Source organism: Sphingomonas sp. ABOLH (assembly GCF_003951715.1).
Classification (GTDB): Bacteria; Pseudomonadota; Alphaproteobacteria; order Sphingomonadales; family Sphingomonadaceae; genus Sphingomonas; species Sphingomonas hankookensis_A.
Window position 1 is genome coordinate 1 of sequence record NZ_QQWV01000059.1, and the last position, 20700, is coordinate 20700.

The 20700-nt window shown below is 65.4% G+C and carries 13 protein-coding genes; 8 read left to right on the forward strand and 5 right to left on the reverse strand.

The window, feature by feature from the left end; all coding sequences use genetic code 11:
- Positions 1–134 precede the first annotated feature (134 nt).
- From CA237_RS17830 to CA237_RS17845, 4 genes are all read right to left on the reverse strand, one after another.
- A complete protein-coding gene (locus tag CA237_RS17830) occupies positions 135–1511 on the reverse strand; it encodes a trehalose-6-phosphate synthase (protein WP_066689262.1) in 1377 nt (458 codons plus the stop codon).
- The gene (locus CA237_RS17835; protein ID WP_066689264.1) at positions 1508–3304 is read right to left on the reverse strand and encodes a glycoside hydrolase family 15 protein; all 1797 of its coding nucleotides are present in this window, start codon (positions 3302–3304) and stop codon (positions 1508–1510) included. Before CA237_RS17835 ends, CA237_RS17830 begins: the two co-directional genes overlap by 4 nt.
- Positions 3301–4044, reverse strand: coding sequence for a trehalose-phosphatase (gene otsB / locus CA237_RS17840; RefSeq protein WP_066689266.1), 744 nt, complete (start codon positions 4042–4044; stop codon positions 3301–3303). Before otsB ends, CA237_RS17835 begins: the two co-directional genes overlap by 4 nt.
- A 182-nt stretch (positions 4045–4226) precedes the next feature.
- A complete protein-coding gene (locus tag CA237_RS17845) occupies positions 4227–4529 on the reverse strand; it encodes a GIY-YIG nuclease family protein (protein WP_084401393.1) in 303 nt (100 codons plus the stop codon).
- Positions 4530–4640: 111 nt separating this feature from the next.
- On the opposite strand from CA237_RS17845, the gene folD reads away from it, so the two are divergent.
- From folD to CA237_RS17865, 5 genes are all read left to right on the forward strand, one after another.
- The gene (gene folD / locus CA237_RS17850) at positions 4641–5516 is read left to right on the forward strand and encodes a bifunctional methylenetetrahydrofolate dehydrogenase/methenyltetrahydrofolate cyclohydrolase FolD (protein ID WP_066689268.1); all 876 of its coding nucleotides are present in this window, start codon (positions 4641–4643) and stop codon (positions 5514–5516) included.
- Positions 5513–6133, forward strand: a complete 621-nt coding sequence (locus CA237_RS17855) for a MarC family protein (RefSeq protein WP_066689270.1) — start codon at positions 5513–5515, stop codon at positions 6131–6133. The genes folD and CA237_RS17855 overlap by 4 nt, the downstream gene beginning before the upstream one ends.
- Before the next feature lie 268 nt (positions 6134–6401).
- The gene (locus CA237_RS17860; protein WP_066689272.1) at positions 6402–9443 is read left to right on the forward strand and encodes a TonB-dependent receptor; all 3042 of its coding nucleotides are present in this window, start codon (positions 6402–6404) and stop codon (positions 9441–9443) included.
- A 206-nt stretch (positions 9444–9649) separates the two neighbouring features.
- Entirely contained in the window at positions 9650–9784 is a 135-nt protein-coding gene (locus tag CA237_RS20165; protein ID WP_269746891.1) for a hypothetical protein, read from the forward strand.
- Between the two features lie 397 nt (positions 9785–10181).
- The gene (locus tag CA237_RS17865) at positions 10182–13121 is read left to right on the forward strand and encodes a TonB-dependent receptor (protein WP_066689274.1); all 2940 of its coding nucleotides are present in this window, start codon (positions 10182–10184) and stop codon (positions 13119–13121) included.
- Positions 13122–13181: 60 nt separating this feature from the next.
- Here the strand turns inward: CA237_RS17865 and clpB are convergent, their stop codons facing one another.
- On the reverse strand, positions 13182–15758 hold the full coding sequence (gene clpB, locus CA237_RS17870; protein WP_066689276.1) for an ATP-dependent chaperone ClpB: 2577 nt from the start codon (positions 15756–15758) through the stop codon (positions 13182–13184).
- Between the two features lie 98 nt (positions 15759–15856).
- Between clpB and CA237_RS17875 the strand changes: the two genes are divergently transcribed.
- The 3 genes from CA237_RS17875 to CA237_RS17885 all read left to right on the forward strand — a co-directional run bounded on the left by CA237_RS17875 (position 15857) and on the right by CA237_RS17885 (position 20174).
- Positions 15857–17050, forward strand: a complete 1194-nt coding sequence (locus tag CA237_RS17875; RefSeq protein WP_066689278.1) for an MBL fold metallo-hydrolase — start codon at positions 15857–15859, stop codon at positions 17048–17050.
- 371 nt (positions 17051–17421) lie between these two features.
- The gene (locus tag CA237_RS17880; RefSeq protein ID WP_066689280.1) at positions 17422–18582 is read left to right on the forward strand and encodes an acyl-CoA dehydrogenase family protein; all 1161 of its coding nucleotides are present in this window, start codon (positions 17422–17424) and stop codon (positions 18580–18582) included.
- Positions 18579–20174 carry a carboxyl transferase domain-containing protein gene (locus tag CA237_RS17885; protein WP_066689282.1) on the forward strand — a complete coding sequence of 532 codons (1596 nt, stop codon included), beginning with the start codon at positions 18579–18581 and terminating at the stop codon, positions 20172–20174. Before CA237_RS17880 ends, CA237_RS17885 begins: the two co-directional genes overlap by 4 nt.
- The last annotated feature ends 526 nt before the right edge of the window (positions 20175–20700 follow it).

Consider the following 20700-nt stretch of genomic DNA (forward strand, 5'->3'; position numbering starts at 1 on the left):
GGCCGGGGGGCCGGGGGGCGGGACACTTCCTTCCCGCCCACGTCACCCCGGACTTGATCCGGGGTCCCGCTTCTTCTTCTACCGCCGCAAGGAAGCGTTACCCCGGGTCAAACCCGGGGTGACGCGCAGGTCGGCTATTGCGTCTCCGCCGACAGCGCGTCGATGAACCGCTTGCGCCACCAGATGACGTCCTCTTCCACCACATTTTCGATCATCGCCTGCCACCGGTCGATCCTCTCGGCGCGCGGCATGCGGAGCGCCTTGTCGATGCCGTCGGCGATGTCCTCGGCGCTATAGGGATTGATCATCAGCGCCCCGACCGACAGCTGCTGCGCGGCACCTGCAAAGCGCGACAGGATCAGCACGCCCGGATCGCGCGGATCTTGCGCCGCGACATATTCCTTCGCAACCAGGTTCATGCCGTCGCGTAAAGGGGTTACCAGCCCGATCCGCGCCGCGCGGTAGATGCCGGCCAGCACCTCGCGCGGATAGCCCTTGTTCACATAGCGGATCGGCACCCAGTCGGTATCGGCATAGGCCCCGTTGATCCGCCCCGACATCTGTTCGAGGTTGTTGCGGATGTCGCGATAGGTCTGCACCGCGGTGCGCGACGGCGGGGCGATCTGCAGCAGATAGACCAACGCCCGCCGGTCGGGATGGTTCTGCAGGAAGCGTTCGTAGCCGGCGAAGCGTTCGGGCAGCCCCTTCGAATAGTCCAGCCGGTCGACGCCGACGATCAGGCTGCGCCCGACCGCGCTTTCGAGCTGGTTGAGCTGCGCCGCGCGCGCCACCGGCCCAGCGGCGCCGGCGATGAAGTCCTTCGCCTCGATCCCGATCGGGCAGCTGATCGCGCAGATGGTGCGCCCGCCGACGGTGACGTTGTTGCCGTCGACCGTGCCGTCCATCTCCTCCTTCACATAGTTGAAGAAGCTGTCGAGCCATTCCTCGTTCTGGAACCCGACCACGTCATAGGCGAACAGCGCCTCGACCAGCCGGCGATGGTCGGGCAGCGCGGTCAGCAGCCGGCGCGGCGGCCACGGGATGTGCAGGAAGAAGCCGATGCGGTTGGTGATCCCCTGTTGCCGCAGCACCCAGCCCAGCGGGATCATGTGGTAATCATGGACCCATACCAGGTCGTCGGGTTCGATATGCGGGCCGATGCGTTCGCCGAACACGCGGTTGACCCGTTCATAGCCGCCCTGGAAATCGCGTTCGAACTCTGTCAGGTCGAGCCGGTAGTGGAACAGCGGCCACAGCGTCCGGTTGGCATAGCCGTCATAATATTCCTCCACGTCCTGCTCGGACAGATCCATCACCGCGCTGGTGACGCCGCCATAGGTCTGGAAGCGGAGTTCGCGATTGTCGCTGGTATCGCCCGACCAGCCGAACCAGATACCGTCCTCCTCGGCCAGCGCGGCGTTCAGCGCGACGGCAAGGCCGCCCTGCGCACCGCCGCCGGTGCCCGGCTGCGGGGCCTGCACCCGGTTCGAGATGACGATCAAGCGACTCATCTGACGACATTCCATGACTTGCTCAGCAGGACGGCGGAATTGATCATGCCGACCAGCGAGTAGGTTTGGGGATAATTGCCCCACAATTCCCCGGTTTCGGGGTCGATATCCTCGGACAGCAGGCCCGCCGGGGTGCAGCGCGACAGCATCTCCTCCAGCAGTTCGCGCGCATCGTCATAGCGGCCGGTCGCGTGCAGCGCCTCGATCAGCCAGAAGGTGCAGACGTTGAACGCGGTGTGCGGCAGGCCGAAATCGTCCTCGACAGCATAGCGCAGCATGTGGCTGCCGCGCCGCAGACCCTTTTCCACCGCCTCCAGCGTGCCGATGAAGCGGGGGTCGCTCGGTTCGAGGAAGCGCAGGTCGAGCAGCTGGATGATGCTGGCGTCGAGATCGTCGCCGCCGAAGGTCGCCGACATGCGGTTCGTCTCGGGCCGCCATGCCTCGCGCTCGATCTTGGCGCGCATCGCCGTCGCCCGGTCGCGCCAGAAGATCTCGCGCTCGGTCAGGCCCAGCGTGCCGGCGACATTGGCGAGGCGGTCGCACGCCGCCCAGCACATCGCCGCGCTATAGGTGTGGACATGGCTCTTGGTGCGCAGTTCCCACAGGCCCGCATCGGGCTTGTCGTAGCTTTCCCATGCCCGCTCGCCGATCGGCTCCAGCGCCTCGAAATCGGCCTGCTTGCCGACGCGGAACAGCCGCTGGTCGAAGAACCCTTGTGCGTTCGACAGGATGATCTGGCCATAGGCGTCGTGCTGGATCTGCTCATAGGCCTGGTTGCCGACGCGCACCGGACCCATGCCGCGATAGCCGTCCAGCCCCTCCGCCTCGCGTTCGACCAAGGTCGCCTCACCGCCCACGCCATAGAGCGGCTGAATCTGCCCGTCGGCGGCATTGTCAACGATGTTGCGCAAATATTCGAGATACCCCTCCAGCACGTCCAGTGCGCCCAGCCGGTTCAGCGCCTGCACCGTATAATAGGCGTCGCGGATCCAGCAGTAGCGATAGTCCCAGTTGCGCCCGCTATTCGCATGTTCGGGGATCGAGGTGGTCAGCGCGGCGACGATCGCGCCGGTTTCCTCGTGCTGGCATAGCTTCAGCGTGATGGCGCTGCGGATCACCGCCTGCTGCCATTCGACCGGGGTGGCGAGGCCGCGGACCCAGTGGCGCCATTCGTCGATGGTGTTCTTCAGCATCCGCTCGACCGAAGCCGGCAGCTCGTCGGAAAAGCTCTCGTCCGGCCCAAGGAAGAAATGCAGCGTGCGCTCGACCCGGAACAGCCGCTCGTCCTCGATCCAGCCGACCGGCGCGCTGGTCGACAGGCGGATCGCTTCGCTGTCGAGCAGGTAGCGGATATGGTTCGACCCGCGCGTCCGCTCCGCCTGCGCGCTGCCCCAGTTGACCGACGGGCGCAGCCGCACGCGGATGCGCGGCGACCCCGCGATCGGGCGCACGATCCGGCAGAAGGCGACCGGGCGATACATGCGGTCGTGCCGTTTGAAGCGCGGGCAGAAATCGACGACCTCGATCGCATTGCCGTCGCCGTCGACATGGCGCGTCACCAGCACCGGCGTGTTGCGGATATAGGTCTGCTGCGTCTCGACACAGCCGTCGAGATCGATCTCCCAGAAGCCGAACGCGCCGTCCGACCCGCGCCGCCGGTCGTCGAGCAGCGAGGAAAAGGCCGGATCGCCATCGACTCGCGGCAGGCAGCCCCAGACGAACCGTCCGTTACGGTCGACCAGCGCCGATACCTGGCAATTCCCGATCGGCCAAAGGTCCATCGTCGCGGTCATGCATTCTTCTCCAGCCAGTCGAGAAAGGCGGCGACATCGTCCAGCCGGTAGGCGGCGGCGGTATCGCGCATCGGTCCGATCAAGATGCCCGCCCCGCCATGATGCGCGGCGACCACCATGCCCGGTTCGTCGGTCAGGTCGTCGCCGACGAACACCGGCGCGTGGCCGGCAAAGGGCGCGTCCTCGCACAGGGTCGCGATCGCGGTGCCCTTGTCATGGCCGGCCATGCGCAGTTCGATCATCATCTTGCCTGCCTGTGCCGTGAGCCCGTCGCGTTGCGCGAAGGCGTCGACCAGCGCATGCGCCTCCTGTTCGACTTCGGGAGCGCCGCGATAATGGATCGCGACGCCCAATGTCTTGATCTCGATCACAATGCGCGGGTCGTCGGCGAAGCGATCCTTGAACGCGCGTTCGGCGGCGGTCAGGCTGGCCGGGCGATCGGGCAGCAGGGTGGTGCCACCGGCCGGGCGGATTTCCGCGCCGTGGCTGCCGACGACGGCAAAGTCGCGGATCGTATCGCCCAGAAAGCCGTCGATCTGCTCGACCGACCGCCCGCTGACGATCGCGACCCGTCCGCCCAGCCGGTCGGGCAGGCGGCGCAGCAGCGCGTGGAGCGAGTCGCCGACGACCACGCCGTCCGGCCGGTCGGCCAGGTCGACGAGCGTGCCGTCGAAATCGAGGAACAGGCCGGCGTCGTCGAGCAGGCCGGCGGGCGGGGGAGGGAGGTCCTGGTAGGGCATCGGTCCGATGAACGCCGGGTCGGGGGAAATCGTTTCGCAGGTGCGGTGTATTTTGACGTGGGGGCGCATCCTCCGCGCCTCCACGTCACCCCGGGCTTGACCCCGCCCGGATCGCAACGGCGGGGAGTTGGCTTAGCCGCTTCCACCTCGTCACCCCGGGCTTGACCCGGGGTCCCGCTTCTTCACCCGAAGATGGTTGTAGAAAGGTCACGCCAATCTGGATTGCCGCGTTCTATCAGTTCGAACTTCCAGTCCCGGTGCCAGCGCTTCATGCGTTTTTCCTGCGCGATGCACGCGAGAATGTCGTCACCGCGTTCGGCCCAGACAAGGCGGGCAAGATTGTACTTGGCGCAATGGATCGAACCGTGACCGGTTCGATGCTGATGAATACGAATTAAGAGATCAGCGGTAACACCGACATAGGTCGCACCACGATAGCGGTCGGCCATGATGTACACCCAGCCTCCCTGCCGCTCTCCGTCCATGATGTGAAGAGAAGAAGAAGCGAGACCCCGGGTCAAGCCCGGGGTGACGTGTGTGTGGGGGAGCAAAATCCGGGGGTGGCGAACCCTGCCGCCACCCTCTATGCAACCCCTATGACTGCCCGGATCATCGACGGAAAAGCCTTCGCCGCGAATTTGCGCGCGCGTGTCGCCACCCATGCCGCCGCCTTCGCGGCCGCTGCCGGTCGTCCGGCGGGGCTCGCGGTCGTGCTGGTGGGCGAGGATGCGGCGTCCTCCGTCTATGTCCGCTCGAAGGGCAAGGCGACGCGCGAGGCGGGCATGGCCAGCTTCGAACATCGCCTGTCGACCGATGTGTCGCAGGACGACCTGATCGCGCGGGTCGAACAGCTGAACGCCGATCCGGCGGTCGACGGCATCCTCGTCCAGCTGCCGCTGCCCAAGCATCTCGACAGCGACGCCGTGCTGCTGACCATCGACCCGGACAAGGATGTCGACGGTTTTCACCCGGTCAATGCCGGCCGGCTGGCGACCGGCCTGCCAGGGATGGTGCCCTGCACCCCCTATGGCTGCCTGTTGCTGCTGCGCGACGTGCTGGGCGATCTCTCGGGGATGGACGCGGTCGTCGTCGGCCGCTCGAACATCGTCGGCAAGCCGATGGCGGCGCTGCTGACCGCCGAGAGCTGCACCGTCACCATCGCCCATTCGCGCACCCGCGACCTGGCCGACCATGTCCGCCGCGCCGATATCGTCGTGGCGGCAGTGGGGCGGGCCAACTTTGTGCCGGGCGATTGGATCAAGCCCGGTGCGACCGTGATCGATGTCGGCATCAACCGCACCGATGCGGGACTGGTCGGCGATGTCGACTTCGCGTCGGCGAAGGAGGTCGCGGGCGCGATCACCCCGGTGCCGGGCGGGGTCGGGCCGATGACCATCGCCTGCCTGCTGCGCAACACGCTGGTCGCGGCGTATCGCCGGGCAGGCATCGCGTTCGACGACAAGACACTGTGATCGAGCTGTTCGTCTCGTCGTTCATCACCTTTTTCGTGGTGATCGATCCGCCGGGCTGCGCGCCGATCTATGCCGGCCTGACCACTGGCGCGTCGAACATCCAGCGCCGGTCGATGGCGATCCGCGCGGTCGGCATCGCCACCGCGATCCTCGTCGTCTTCGCGCTGTTCGGACAGGCGCTGCTGAAGGCGCTCGGGATCAGCCTCGACAGTTTCCGCATCGCGGGCGGCATCATGCTGTTCCTGATCGCGCTGGAAATGGTGTTCGAAAAGCGCACCCAGCGCCGCGAGGACCGCGCGCAGAAGATCATCGAAACCCCCGAGGTTGAGGACGTCTCGACCTTCCCCATGGCGATGCCGATGATCGCCGGGCCGGGGTCGATCGCCTCCGTCATGCTGTTGATGAGCCAGGTCGGCGACTGGGGCGCGCGCGCCGTCGTGCTGGGGGCGCTGGGCACGATCCTCGCCCTGACGCTTGCGGCCTTGCTGGCGGCCGGCCCGATCATGAAGCTGCTGGGCGCGCGGATCGAGGCGGTCATCACCCGCCTGCTCGGCGTGCTGCTGGCGGCGCTGGCGGCGCAGTTCGTCATCGACGGGGTCCGCGCGAGCTTCCTGTAACGCCGTTTTCCGACCGGTCCGGGCGGGTCTTCGCAACGCTTGCGAGGCGGCGGCATGCCGCTTCGCCACGGGCGGATCGTTTCCTCACACTATCCGTTCTATGACAAAGTGTTGCGCAATAGTTACAGCTGACACGTAATTTCTAGAATACAGCCATCCGTATTTACAAATAGGCTTGTAACGCCCGATACTTGCCCGGTTCGGCCCGCCAGCGATGCGGGTCGGCCGCTTGGAACGCCCGTCTGGGTTAAAGGGGATTGCTGTTTCCATGGTTGCCATCTCAATGCGCACGTCGTTGCGCCACGGAGCGGCTTTGTCCGCGCTCATCGTCAGCACGATCGCCGGTCCAGCCTTCGCGCAGTCGACGGTAACGGCCGACGAGCCGGCCGCCCAGCCGGCGACCGTTCCGACGACCACCGCCGCCCAGACAGACGACGAGACGATCGTCGTCACCGGTTCGCTGCTGCGCCGCGCCGACGCCGAAACGCCGTCGCCGGTTACCGTTGTGACGACCGAAAGCCTCGACCGCCGCGGTCTCGCGACGATCCAGGACGGCCTGCAGACGCTGTCGTCGAACAACGGCCCGGCGCTGACCAACTCGTTCACCGCCAACGGCGCCTTCGCCGGCGGTGCGTCGGCGGTGTCGCTGCGCGGCCTGTCGTCGAACTCGACGCTGGTGCTCTTCGACGGCCTGCGTGGCGCCTATTACCCGCTGGCCGACGACGGCACGCGCAACTTCGTCGACCTGAACACCATCCCCGACGATATCGTCCAGGAAGTGCAGGTCCTGCGCGACGGTGCATCGTCGCTCTACGGCGCGGACGCGGTCGCGGGCGTCGTCAACATCATCACCAAGAAGCAGTTCAAGGGCGTCGGTGGCCGCGCCGAAGCCGGTATTTCCGAGCGGGGCGATGCGAGCCAGTATCGCATGTCTCTGACCGCCGGTATCGGCGACCTGTCGGACGACGGCTTCAACATCTATGGCAGCGGCTTCTATTATCGTTCGGAAGCGCTGCGCGCCGCCAACCGCCGCTATCCCTACAACACCGACGATCTGCGTCAGGTGTGCTACGAAGGGAACTGCGGTGCCAACGGCGTGCTGAACGGCACGGAAGCTGATGGCAACACCGGCGGTTTCGAAATCACCACGCCGTTCGCGGTCCGTCCGCGTGATCCCATCACCGGCGCCGCGATCCCGGGCGTGTCGAGCCGCTATCAGTATCTGAACGGTTGCCAGGGCCTGCCCACTGCGCAGCTGAGCACCGCCGAACTGGCGCTGGCGCAAAATGCCGCCGCGCCGGCCAATGGCGTGGTGTGCCAGGAAGACCTGACCCTGCTCTATGGCAACATTGCGCCGCGTATCGAACGCTTCGGCGGTTCGGCCCGCGCCACCGCGAAGTTCGGCGACAATGGCGAAGCCTATGGCGAATTCAACTTCCTGCAGACCAACACCTTCTATGAAGGTCTGCCGGCAACGATCCGCGGCAATGCGCCGGCCGGGTTCTACTTCCCGCGCTACAGCACCTCGGCGAATATCGCTGCCTATGGCAACAACACCATCCTGCAGTTGCCGGTCTATATCTGCCAGTCGGGCGTGAACTGCTCGACCGCGGCCGACCGGGTGTTGAACCCGAACAACCCGTTCGCGGCGCAGAACCAGACGGCGGCGATCATCGGGCGCATCCCGAACCTGCGGGAACAAAACGAGACGCGCACCCGCGCCTATCGTGCGGCACTCGGCGTTACCGGCGACATCACCGACAATGTCAGCTACAATGTCGGCGCGACGGCGATGCACATCGACCTGCAGACCCGCGCGAACGGCTATGTCCGCATTCAGAACCTGCTGAACGCGGTCAACACCGGCAGCTACAACTTCATCAATCCGCAGGCCAACAGCCAGGCGGTGCTGGACCAGATCGCGCCGGAAAACATCAACAACGCCACGTCCGACCTGTACCAGGCACAGGCCAGCGTCCAGACGTCGCTGTTCGAACTGCCCGGCGGTCCGCTCGCCATCGGTGTCGGCACCGCGATCCGCTACGAAGCGGTCGATGCGCCCAGCGCCAATAGCGACATCAACGGCCCGACGCAGCGCTATTTCCGCCTGAACGGCTTCGCAGCCAAGGGTAACCGCACCGTTTATTCGGCCTATGCCGAACTCGAAGCGCCGATCGTCGATCAGTTCCTGATCAACGCCTCGGGCCGGTACGACAAGTACTCGAGCGGCCAGGACAATTTCTCGCCGAAGATCGGTGCGAAGTTCACCCCGATCCGCCAGTTGGTGGTGCGCGGTACCTGGTCGAAGGGCTTCCGTATCCCGTCGTTCGGCGAAGCCAATGCGACCTTCCCGACCACCGGTTACGTCAGCGCGACGCAGGGCATCTACAACGACGCCTTCCTGTCGCAATATGGCTGCTCGCTGGCGACCTATACCCGCTGCCCGTCCTACATCTCGGCAGCGACCTACGGTCAGACGAGCATTTCGAACCCGGACCTGAAGGCGGAAAAGTCGCGCAGCTACACTGCCGGCATCCTGTTCGAACCGATCCGCAACGTGTCGTTCACGGTAGACTATTATAACATCAAGAAGACCGACGCGATCACGACCGCGAACAACGCTCCGGCGATTGCCGCCTATTATGCGGGTCAGGCGATCCCGGCCGGCTACACGGTCATCCCGGACGCGGTCGACATTAACAACCCGACCGCGCGTCCGCGCATCGCGTTCGTGCAGTCGCCCTTCATCAATGCCAACACGATCAAGTCAGAAGGCATCGATTTCGGGATCAACGCCAACTATCGCTTCAACGACGACCTGCGCGTGTCGAGCAACCTCGAGGCGAGCTACATACTCGAACTGAGCACGACCTTCCCCGACGGTTCGAAGGAACGCTACGAAGGGACGCTGGGCAACTACAACCTGACGGCAGGCTCGGGCACGCCGCAGTGGCGTGGTACGTGGCTGAACACGGTCGAGTTCCGTGACGTGCTGGTCAGCGCGACGGTCAACTATTTCGACGGGTATGACCTGTCGGCGGAGGACCAGACCGGTCCGGGCACCGCGGGTGACTGCGGCCTTTCGGACGGCACCATCCCCTGCAAGGTCAGCGATTACATCACCGTCGATCTGAACACCTCGTTCAAGGTCAACGATCGCTTCACCTTCTACGTGAACGCCATCAACCTGTTCGACCGGCTGCCGCCGCTCGACAACGTCACCTATGGCGCGCACCTCTACAACCCGGTGCAGGGCGGCCTCGGCATCCTCGGCCGGTACTTCCGCGCGGGTGTGAAGGTCGGTCTGTAAGAACCGTTCCATCGACGCCAGAAGAGGGGCGGCTCCGCAAGGAGCTGCCCCTTTTTGTTTGGGTGGGTGAGGTTTGGCGGATGCTGAAGTCTCGTGGAGAGCCTGCTCCCTGCACTGGTCGCGCAGTAGTTTGACCTCGGACTTCCTTTCCTTGGAGTCCGTCGGCGACCTACAAGGTCAGCGACCGCTTCTCGATCTACACCAACGTGTTGAACGTCCTTGACCTGAAGGCCCCGTTCGACCCCAGCGCCGCCTACAGCCAGGGCCAGTTCAACCCGGCCTGGTCCGGCGCGAACATCCTCGGCCGCTTCATCCGCGTCGGTGCACGGGTCGACTTCTAAATCCACCGACCTTGGTGAAACTGATGGGCGCTCCGGCAACGGGGCGCCCATTTTTTGTGCATGTTGCCGTAAGAAGCGGCAAATTTGCTGGCGCTATGCTGTTATAGTACAGTAAAATAGTACAATTTTTTAGTACATTGGCATGTATCGATTATCAGAAAACAACGGTCGTCTGACAATCGTAAGAATACATTGATACTGCTATTAGCCCATGCATTGCAATTATTTGACTAAAATTACCGCCAAAGTGCCCCTGTAGTTGCCACTGTTACCGAAAAAACACGATATCTCGCATTTTGTGTCTGGTCCGTTTCCAAGAATTGCCTCGCAACTTCGGACGCCGTTAGTCTCGCAATATTGCATCGGGATTACGGTGCTTTGGGGAATAGGGGCATATATGAAGATGAACGCACGTAGCGCTCTGCTGGCATCCACGCTTTTGTTCGGCGTGGCATCGCCCGCGATGGCGCAGGTCGCGCAGGGGCCGGTAGATTCGTCGACCGACGATACCGCCCAGGAAATCACCGTCACCGGTTCGCGTATCGCCCGTCCCGATCTGGACGCACCCAGCCCGGTGACGACGGTTACCGCCGAGCAGTTCAACCTGACCGGCACCGTCACCGTTGAAACGCTGCTGAACGAACTGCCGCAGCTGATCCCAGGCAACACCCGCGTGTCCAACAACCAGGGCGGTGAGAGCTTCTCGACCCTCGATCTTCGCGGTCTGGGCCCGCAGCGCACGCTGATCCTCATCGACGGCGAGCGCGTTCCCGCATCGTCGGCGACCGGCGTCGTTGATATCGGCACCATTCCGACCGGCTTGATCGAGCGCGTCGACGTCGTCACCGGCGGTGCGTCGGCCGTGTACGGTTCGGACGCGATCGCGGGTGTCGTCAACTTCGTCCTCAAGGACCGCTACGAAGGTGCCGAACTGTCGGCCCAGTACGGCATCAACGAGCAGGGTGACGGGGCGACCTTCAACGTCCAGGGCGTGCTCGGAGGCAATTTCAACGACGGTCGCGGCAATCTGACTCTGTCGGGTAGCTACTATACCCGTGAAGCGATCGGCCAAGGCGATCGTCGGATTACGACGCCGGCATCGGTCCTGATTTACAACGATGCGGGCACTGAGGCGGAAGGCGACGACCGAATCCGCGTTGGCCGTCCGCTGGAGCTGATTTCCGCTGCCAACAACGACTATCTATACGCGTCCGGTGGCTCGGGTACGCCGCCGTGGGGCCAGGTGTCGAACAATGCTGCAAACCCGTTCCGCAATCTTGCTACGTTGCTTCCCGGCACCTTTGCGGCGGCCAATACCGATTGTAATCCGGCGACTGCCGGGGTGGCCGTCAACGGCGGTACGCTGTCGTTCAACAGCAACGGCCAGCTGAGCCCCTATTTCGGCAGCGGCCTGTGTGCTTATGCCGATCGCGCGTCGGGATCGAGCCGCTTCAACTTCAATCCGTTGAACCTGTTGCAGACTCCGTACGAACGGCTGATCCTGACGTCGACGGCGCGGTACGAGATCACCGACAACATCCAGCTGAAGGTGCTGGCGAACTACGTCGATACCTCGCAGACGGTCAATCTCGCGCCGACGCCCGCTACGGGCATCAGCGTTCCGTACAACAGCCCGTTGCTGCCGGCCGACCTGCGTATTGCCCTGGCTAGCCGTCCGAACCCGACCGCACCGTTCACCTATGCGCGTCGTTTCAGCGAAACCGGCCCACGCGTCGGCATCTACGATTCGACGACTTTCACCATTCGCAGCACGCTGTCGGGCAAACTGAGCGAAGATTGGAACTGGGACGCGACGGTCAGCTATGGCAAGGTCGATGCGCTGGCGACGTCGCTGGGTAATATCAACCGCACTGCAGTCGCTCAGGGGCTGAACGGTTGCCCGACCGGTTCGCTGCCGGGCTGCGTGCCGGTCAATATTTTCGGCGCCAATACGCTGACCCCGGCGATGCTGTCGTTCGTACGCATCGACACCAAGGAATCACGCGAGTTCGAACAGGTCCGTGCCGCTGCCAACGTGTCGGGTTCGCTGTTCAAGCTCCCCTATGGCGACGTCCAGATCGCGCTCGGTGGTGAAGTTCGCACCGACCGCGGCGCCGTGACCGTCGATGATGCGCAGCGCACCGGCAACATCTACGGCTTCAACGCTGTGCAGAGTCAGGGCGGTTCGATTAACGTGAAGGAAGGCTACGGCGAAATCCGCGTTCCGCTGCTCGCCGAAATTCCGTTCTTCCACGACCTGTCCGTGGAAGCCGGTGCCCGTTACTCCGACTATTCGACCATTGGCAGCCTGTTCAACTGGAAGGCCGGCGCCCAGTGGGCACCGATCAACTGGATGCGCTTCCGCGGTATCTACAACAAGGCAGCACGCGCTCCCTCGATCATCGAACTCTTCCAGAACGGCGATCAGGGCTTCCCGAGCTATGTCGATCCCTGCAACGCCGGTGCCAGCCGCACCGCACAAGCGCTCGCCATCTGTTCGGCGCAGACCCCGGCATTCGCAGCGGCGGGTGGCTATAACGGGTTCCTGCAGAACAACAGCCAGGTCGAAGCCTTTGCGTTCGGCAACCCGAATATCTCGGAAGAAAAGGCCGAAACCTACACGCTCGGTGCGGTGCTGACGCCGAAGATCGGTTTCGGTACGCTTTCGCTGACCGTTGACTACTACAACATCAAAATTGAAAATCTGATCACCACGCTGGGTGCCGGGTTCTTCATCAATCAGTGCTACGTTCAGAATGTCTCGACGGCCTGCGACCGCATCCGTCGTAACGCCGGTACGGGGCAGATCGACGCGATCAATACCGCCACCGGCAACCAGGGCACGCGCCGCACCAACGGTATCGATGCGGCGGCGAACCTGATCCTCCCGCTGGATCAGTTCGGTTTCAACGGCAAGCTGCGCTTCCAGGAAGTCTTCACCTGGACCAACAGCTACAAGCTCGACGATACGGAGTTCGCCGGCAAGTCGTCGGGCGGCAATGGTGGTGCGATCCCAGCGTACAAGTCGACGCTGACGGTCGGCTATGACCTCGACCGGACGTCGATCCAGGGCCGCTGGAACTTCGTCTCGCGCGTCGAGGAAGACTTCGGTCTGCCGGTCAATCCGGTCACGCCGACGCTCAGCTACTATGACCTGACCGTGCGTCAGGGCGTGGGCGAAAAGTTCGACTTCACCTTCATCGTCAACAATCTGTTGAACGCGAAGGCGAAGCGCACCCCGAACGGCTATTTCGATCAGGGTGGCGTCGACACCACCTGGTACGGCCCGATCATCTTCGGTCGGTCGTACACGGTCCAGGCTCGCGCCCGCTTCTAAGCGAGCCGGTCCAGCCAGACGAATGGGCGGCGGGGGAGCGATCCCCCGCCGCCTTTTTCGTTACGCGACGCTTAGGCTCAGCGCCCCGTCACCCTCGTCGACCCGCACCGTCGACCCGTCGCGGACCTCGCCGCGCAGGATCAGGTCGGCCAGCGGGTCCTGCAGATAGCGCTGCACCGCACGCTTCAGCGGTCGCGCGCCGTAGACCGGGTCATAGCCGACCCGCCCCAGCCACGCCCGCGCGGCGTCGGTCAGTTCGACCTTCACCTTGCGGTCCGCCAGCAGTTTGCCGACGCGCCCGACCTGGATGTCGACGATCGGCGCCATGTGATCGGCGGCGAGGCGGTGGAACAGGATGATCTCGTCCAGCCGGTTGAGGAACTCCGGCCGGAAATGCGCGCGGACCACGTCCATCACCTGCGGCTCGACCTCCTCGACCGGCTGCCCGTCGGCGAGGTTGGTCAGGTATTGCGAGCCGAGGTTCGACGTCAGGATCACGATCGTGTTCGAAAAATCGACCGTGCGACCCTGCCCATCGGTCAGGCGACCATCGTCCAGCACCTGCAACAGGATGTTGAAGACGTCGCCATGCGCCTTCTCCACCTCGTCGAACAGCACGACCTGATAGGGCCGACGCCGCACGGCTTCGGTCAGCACGCCGCCTTCCTCATAACCGACATAGCCCGGAGGCGCACCGATCAGCCGGGCGACCGCGTGCTTTTCCATGAACTCGCTCATGTCGATCCGCACCATCGCGTTGGGATCGTCGAACAGGAACTCGGCCAGCGACTTGGTCAACTCGGTCTTGCCGACGCCGGTCGGCCCAAGGAACAGGAACGACCCCAGCGGCCGGTTCGGGTCCTGTAGACCGGCACGCGAACGGCGGACGGCGGTGGCGACGGCGCGCACCGCTTCGGCCTGGCCGATCACCCGCTTGCCCAGCGCCGCTTCCATCGTCAGCAGCTTCTCGCGCTCGCCCTCCAGCATCCGGTCGACCGGGATGCCAGTCCAGCGGCTGACCACGGCGGCAATGTCGTCGGCGGTCACTTCCTCGCGCAGCATCGCGCCGCCGGCATTTTGCTGCGCCTCGGCCAGTTGCTTTTCCAGCGTCGGGATGGTGCCATAGGTCAGCTCGGACATCTTGGCCAAGTCGCCCGACCGCTGCGCCTGTTCCAGCGCGACACGCGCGGCGTCGAGCTGTTCCTTGAGCTTGGCTTCGGAAGCGATCTTGTCGCGCTCCGCCTGCCACCGCGTCGTGAGGCCCGCCAGCTGCTCCTCGGCATTGGCCAGTTCCTCCTCCAGCGTGTCGAGCCGGTCGATGCTCGCCGCATCGCTCTCGCGGCGCAGCGCCTCGCGCTCGATCTTCATGCGCAGGATGCGACGGTCGAGGCTTTCGATCTCCTCGGGCTTGCTCTCCACCTCCATGCGGATGCGGCTGGCGGCCTCATCCATCAGGTCGATCGCCTTGTCGGGCAGGAAGCGGTCGGTGATGTAGCGGTTGCTGAGCGTCGCTGCCGACACCAGCGCGCCGTCGGTGATCCGCACGCCATGGTGCAGCTCGTACTTCTCCTTCAGCCCGCGCAGGATGCTGATCGTGTCCTCGACGGTCGGTTCGCCGACGAACACCGGCTGGAACCGCCGCTGGAGCGCGGGGTCCTTTTCGACATGCTTGCGATATTCGTCGAGCGTGGTCGCACCGATGCAGTGGAGTTCACCGCGGGCAAGCGCCGGTTTCAACAGGTTGCCCGCATCCATCGCCCCTTCGGACTTGCCCGCACCGATCAGCGTGTGCATCTCGTCGATGAACAGGATGATCTGCCCATCGGCGCCCTTCACCTCGTCGAGCACGCCCTTCAGCCGTTCCTCGAACTCGCCACGATATTTCGCGCCGGCGATCAGCGACCCCATGTCGAGCGACATCAGCGCGCGGTCCTTGAGGCCATCGGGCACGTCGCCATTGGCGATACGCAGCGCGAGGCCTTCCGCGATGGCGGTCTTGCCGACGCCCGGCTCGCCGATCAGCACCGGATTGTTCTTGGTCCGGCGGGCAAGAATCTGGATCGTGCGGCGGATTTCCTCGTCGCGGCCGATGACCGGATCGAGCTTGCCGTCGCGCGCCGCCGCCGTCAGGTCGCGGGCGAATTTCTTGAGCGCGTCATAGCGATCCTCGGCCCCCGCCGTGTCGGCGCTGCGCCCGCCGCGCAATTTGTCGATCGCGGCGTTCAGCCCCTGCGGGGTGACGCCAGCGGTGGTCAGCGCCTTGCCCGCCGCGCCGGGCGACAGCGCAAGCGCCAGCAACAGCCGCTCGACGGTGACGAAGCTGTCGCCCGCTTTGGTCGCGATCTGCTCGGCCTGGTCGAGCAGGCGCACCGTGTCGTTGTCCAGCCCCGGCGAGGACTGCGCCCCCGATCCGGAAACCGACGGCACCTTGGCCAGCGCGGCATCGGTCTCGGCATTGGCGCGCCGCGCGTCACCGCCGGCGGCGTTGATGAGGCCCGACGCCATGCCCTGCTCGTCGTCGAGCAGTGCCTTGAGGATATGTTCCGGGCTGATCCGCTGATGGCTGTTGCGGATCGCGACCGTCTGCGCGGCCTGCAAAAAGCCTTTCGCGCGATCGGTGAATTTCTCTAGGTTCATGGGATGCTCCCCTGTGATGTTGCCGGCGATATGGTGTGGTAAACGAGCAACACAAGAGTGCCGGCGCATCGAAAATCGCACCCGGACGTTCGGGCTTGATGGGGCGCATCATCAAGGGGCTGGTCTGGACCGTCGTGTGGCTCGTCGCGGCCCTGTGCCTCGCGATCACGATCGTGCCGCGCTTCCTCGACCGCATCTATTATCGCGGGGTCGCGGGCGACCATTTCGATGGCGCACGCTTTTTCAACCCCGATGGCGACGACACGACCGCGCCTCCGGGCGGCAGCAGGCGTGGCTATCTCTGGCGACAGGCGACGGGAACCGACGGCCGACCGGATTGGCCCGATCACGTGCCGGTGACCCCCGCCAAGCCCGCCGAGCTGCTCCCCGCCACGACCCGTCCCGCCCGCGAACCGGCGCGGACGCCGATGCGCGTCACCTGGGTCGGCCATGCGTCGGTGCTGGTGCAGACCCCCGGCCTCAACATCCTGACCGATCCCGTCTGGAGCGACCGCGCCGGCCCGTTCGGCTTCGGCCCGAAGCGGGTCGCGGCACCCGGCATCGCGCTTGCCGACCTGCCGAAGATCGACCTGATCCTCATCAGCCACAATCACTACGACCATCTCGACCTGTCGACGCTCAAGACATTGTACGACCGCGACCGCCCGGCGATCGTCACCAGTCTCGGCAACGACGCGATCCTGCGCAGCGCCGGCATGGCCGCGACCGCGCTCGACTGGCGACAGGCGGAGCGCGTGGGCGGCGCCACCGTTCATGTCGTGCGCAACCATCACTGGTCGAGCCGCTGGTTCGTCGACCGCAACCGCGCCTTGTGGTCGGCGTTCGTCGTCGAACTGCCCGGCGGCAATCTGTTCTTCGCGGGCGACACCGGCATGGGCGACGGCAAGTGGGTGCGAGAGGCCGCCGCGCTCGGCCCGATCCGCCTCGCATTGATCCCCATCGGCGCCTTCCGCTTCCAGCCCGGACAGATGGCGAGCGGCGCGCATATCGGCCCGGTCGATGCGCTCGACGTCTTCGGACGGCTGGGCGCATCGCAGGGGCTGGCGATCCATTGGGGCACCTTCCGCCTGTCCTATGAAGGCTGGGCGACGCCGCCCAAATTGCTCACCGAGGCGAAGCGTTGCGCAGGGCAGGGCGACCGCCGCTTCGGCGCGGCCACCATCGGCCGCCCGGTCGACATCGCCCCGACGACCGCGCCTGCCGCAGCGCCGTTCGATCGTGCCGCCGTCCTGCGCTGTCTCGACGGTCCGGCCGGCAATGCGTTGCGATGAATGGTCGTTCCGACCGCCGAGCAGAACCGTACCGTACCCCCGCGCAGGCGGGGGGCCAGGCCCAGCAAGGAGGGCGAGGTCGATGGCGACACCCGTACCCCCGCGCAGGCGGGGGTCCAGGCGTCGGCGTCCAATGCCGCTGGAAGTGCCAGCACGTACCCCCGCGCAGGCGGGGGTCTAGCGCCACACAAAGCGAGGGCTGGTGCTGGTCGCTCTGGATCCCCGCCTGCGCGGGGATACGGAATGGAGGGCTGGCCGCCGGTCTTACCTTGCTTCCGGGCTGACGATGCGATGCTTGCGTTGACCAGGCCTGCCGGCCTAATAGTAACGACAGATACGATCCGGCGGAGACCGGACCATTGGAGAGAGACATGCTCGATTTCGCGCTCGGCGAGATGGCCGATGCCATTCGCGAGACCACGCAGCGCTTCGCGACGGACCGCATCGCACCCGTAGCGGCGGCGGTCGATGCGGAGGATCGCTTCCCTATCGAGCTATGGCCCGAAATGGGCGCGCTCGGCCTGCACGGCATCACCGTCAGCGAAGAGGATGGCGGCCTCGGCCTCGGCTATCTCGAACATGTCGTCGCCTGCGAGGAAGTGGCGCGCGCCTCCGCCTCGGTTGGCCTGTCCTATGGCGCCCACTCCAACCTCTGCGTCAACCAGATCGCGCGCTGGGGCAATGCGGAGCAGAAGGCCAAATACCTGCCCAGGCTGATCAGCGGCGAGCATGTCGGCTCGCTGGCCATGTCCGAAGCCGGCGCCGGCTCGGACGTCGTCTCGATGAAGCTGCGCGCCGACAAGGTCGATGGCGGCTGGCGCCTGAACGGCACCAAATTCTGGATCACCAACGCGCCCTATGCCGCGACCCTGGTCGTCTATGCCAAGACCCAGCCCGATGCCGGATCGAAGGGGATCACCGCCTTCCTGATCGAGAAGGACTTCGCCGGTTTTTCGATCGGCCAGAAGATCGACAAGATGGGCATGCGCGGCTCGCCCACCGCTGAACTGGTCTTCAACGACTGTTTCGTGCCGGACGACAACGTCATGGGGCCGCTCAACGGCGGCGTCGGCGTACTGATGTCGGGTCTCGATTACGAACGCGTCGTGCTGTCGGGCATTCAGCTCGGGATCATGCAGGCGTGCCTCGACACCGTCCTGCCCTATGTCGCGGAGCGCAAGCAGTTCGGCAAACCGATCGGTGCGTTCCAGCTGATGCAGGGCAAGATCGCCGACATGTCGGTCGCGCTCAACTCCGCCCGCGCCTATGTCTATGCCGTGGCGCGCGCCTGCGACGCCGGCCGTACCACCCGCCACGATGCGGCGGGCGCGATCCTGCTGGCGTCCGAAAATGCGGTAAAGGTCGCCAACGACGCGATCCAGGCGCTGGGCGGCGCGGGCTATACCCGCGACTGGCCGGTCGAACGCTATTTCCGCGATGCGAAGCTGCTCGACATCGGTGCCGGGACCAACGAAGTTCGCCGGATGCTGATCGGTCGCGAATTGCTGGGCGAGGGGACGCGCGCACAATGACGGTGCTGCCGAGCCTGATCGATCGCGGATCGGATGCCTTCGCCGCCAACGCCGCGCATAACGAAGCGCTCGCCGACGAACTGCGCGCCCGCATTGCCACGACGGCGCTGGGCGGACCGGAACGCAGCCGCGAACGCCATGTTTCCCGCGGGAAACTGCTGCCGCGCGACCGCATCCACCGTGTCCTCGACGCCGGCTCGCCGTTCCTCGAAATCGGCGCGCTGGCGGCTACGGACATGTATGGCGACGAAGCGGCGGCGGCGGGTGTCATCGCCGGCATCGGTCAGGTCCATGGCCGGCAGGTGATGATCGTCGCCAACGATCCGACCGTGAAGGGCGGCGCGTATTTCCCGATGACGGTCAAGAAGCATCTCCGCGCACAGGAGATCGCGACCGAAAACCATCTGCCGTGCATCTATCTGGTCGACAGCGGCGGCGCGAACCTGCCGCATCAGGCGGAGGTCTTTCCCGACCGCGACCATTTCGGCCGCATCTTCTTCAACCAGGCGCAGATGTCGGCGAAGGGCATTCCCCAGATCGCCTGCGTGCTCGGCAGTTGCACCGCCGGCGGCGCGTACGTGCCGGCCATGTCCGACGAGACGGTGATCGTCCGCAATCAGGGCACGATCTTCCTCGCCGGCCCGCCCCTCGTCAAGGCCGCGACCGGCGAAGTCATCAGCGCCGAGGAACTGGGCGGGGCCGACACCCATGGCCGCAAGTCGGGCGTGGTCGATCATGTCGCGGAGGATGACGAACAGGCGCTGCTGATCGTCCGTGACATCGTGGCGACCCTGCCGCCGCCGCGCCGCGCCGAGATCGCAGTGGCGGAACCTCGCGCCCCGCTGCACGACCCCGCCGATCTTGCCGGCATCATCCCCACCGACGTCCGCGCGCCCTATGACGTGCGCGAGGTGATCGCCCGGCTGGTCGACGGATCGGAGCTGCACGAATTCAAGCCGCTCTACGGCACGACGCTCGTCTGCGGTTTCGCCCGTATCTGGGGGATGCCGGTCGCGATCCTTGCCAACAACGGCGTGCTGTTCTCCGAAAGCGCGCAAAAGGGCGCGCATTTCATCGAACTAGCCTGCCAGCGCCGCGTGCCGCTGCTGTTCCTCCAGAACATCTCCGGCTTCATGGTCGGCGGCAAGTACGAGGCGGAGGGGATCGCCAAGCACGGCGCGAAGCTGGTCACCGCCGTCGCCACCGCGCAGGTGCCCAAGCTCACGGTGCTGATCGGCGGCAGCTTTGGTGCCGGCAATTACGGCATGTGCGGCCGCGCCTATTCGCCGCGCTTCCTGTTCACCTGGCCGAACAGCCGCATCTCGGTGATGGGCGGCGAACAGGCGGCGAGCGTGCTGGCGACCGTCCACCGCGACGCCGACCACTGGACGCCGGAGGAGGCCGAAGCGTTCAAGGCCCCGGTGCGCGACCGTTACGAGGCGGAGGGCAGCCCCTATTACGCCACCGCGCGGCTATGGGACGACGGCGTGATCCTGCCGGAACAGACCCGCGACGTACTGGGCCTCGCTTTGTCGGCGACACTCAACGCACCGATCGCCGACCGCGCACAGTTCGGCATCTTCCGGATGTGATGGCGGCCCTCCGCGCACCCCGCCCGTATCCCTACGGCCCCCCGTATCCCCGCGCAGGCGGGGATCCAGAGCCACGAACGCCGGCCGTGGTGGCTGATAACCCTGGACCCCCGCCTGCGCGGGGGTACGCGGTCGCGTGGGGCGGAGCCTTACCCAGCAAACTGGACGTACCCCGACGCAGGCCGGGGCCCAGTCGGGCGACGCTGCCGCATAACCGCACCCGGCCCACAACCGGACCCCGGCCTTCGCGAGACTGCTGCGAAAGTCTTGCTCGTACCCGAAAACGCAACCGTACCCCCGCGCAGGCGGGGGTCCAGGGCCAGGCAAAACTGGGGCTTGCGTGTGTGGCTCTAGATCTCCGCCTGCGCGGGGATACGGTGAAGCGGACTTTCGCAGACGTCCTGCCTTGGCCGGGGTACGGCGACTGCCGTGAGGGGCTGACGGCATGACCACCATCCCCAGCCTCCCTCCCATCCGCCCGCCCGGCCCGCACGACGTCACCGTCACCCCCGGCAAACCACAGCCC

What these genes read in the sequence shown, in the direction of transcription:
- CA237_RS17830 (WP_066689262.1), bottom strand. Translation starts at nt 1,511, where the DNA reads ATGAGTCGCTTGATCGTCATCTCGAACCGGGTGCAGGCCCCGCAGCCG.
- CA237_RS17835 (WP_066689264.1), bottom strand. Translation starts at nt 3,304, where the DNA reads ATGACCGCGACGATGGACCTTTGGCCGATCGGGAATTGCCAGGTATCG.
- otsB (WP_066689266.1), bottom strand. Translation starts at nt 4,044, where the DNA reads ATGCCCTACCAGGACCTCCCTCCCCCGCCCGCCGGCCTGCTCGACGAC.
- CA237_RS17845 (WP_084401393.1), bottom strand. Translation starts at nt 4,529, where the DNA reads ATGGACGGAGAGCGGCAGGGAGGCTGGGTGTACATCATGGCCGACCGC.
- folD (WP_066689268.1), top strand. Translation starts at nt 4,641, where the DNA reads ATGACTGCCCGGATCATCGACGGAAAAGCCTTCGCCGCGAATTTGCGC.
- CA237_RS17860 (WP_066689272.1), top strand. Translation starts at nt 6,402, where the DNA reads ATGGTTGCCATCTCAATGCGCACGTCGTTGCGCCACGGAGCGGCTTTG.
- CA237_RS17865 (WP_066689274.1), top strand. Translation starts at nt 10,182, where the DNA reads ATGAAGATGAACGCACGTAGCGCTCTGCTGGCATCCACGCTTTTGTTC.
- clpB (WP_066689276.1), bottom strand. Translation starts at nt 15,758, where the DNA reads ATGAACCTAGAGAAATTCACCGATCGCGCGAAAGGCTTTTTGCAGGCC.
- CA237_RS17875 (WP_066689278.1), top strand. Translation starts at nt 15,857, where the DNA reads ATGGGGCGCATCATCAAGGGGCTGGTCTGGACCGTCGTGTGGCTCGTC.
- CA237_RS17880 (WP_066689280.1), top strand. Translation starts at nt 17,422, where the DNA reads ATGCTCGATTTCGCGCTCGGCGAGATGGCCGATGCCATTCGCGAGACC.
- CA237_RS17885 (WP_066689282.1), top strand. Translation starts at nt 18,579, where the DNA reads ATGACGGTGCTGCCGAGCCTGATCGATCGCGGATCGGATGCCTTCGCC.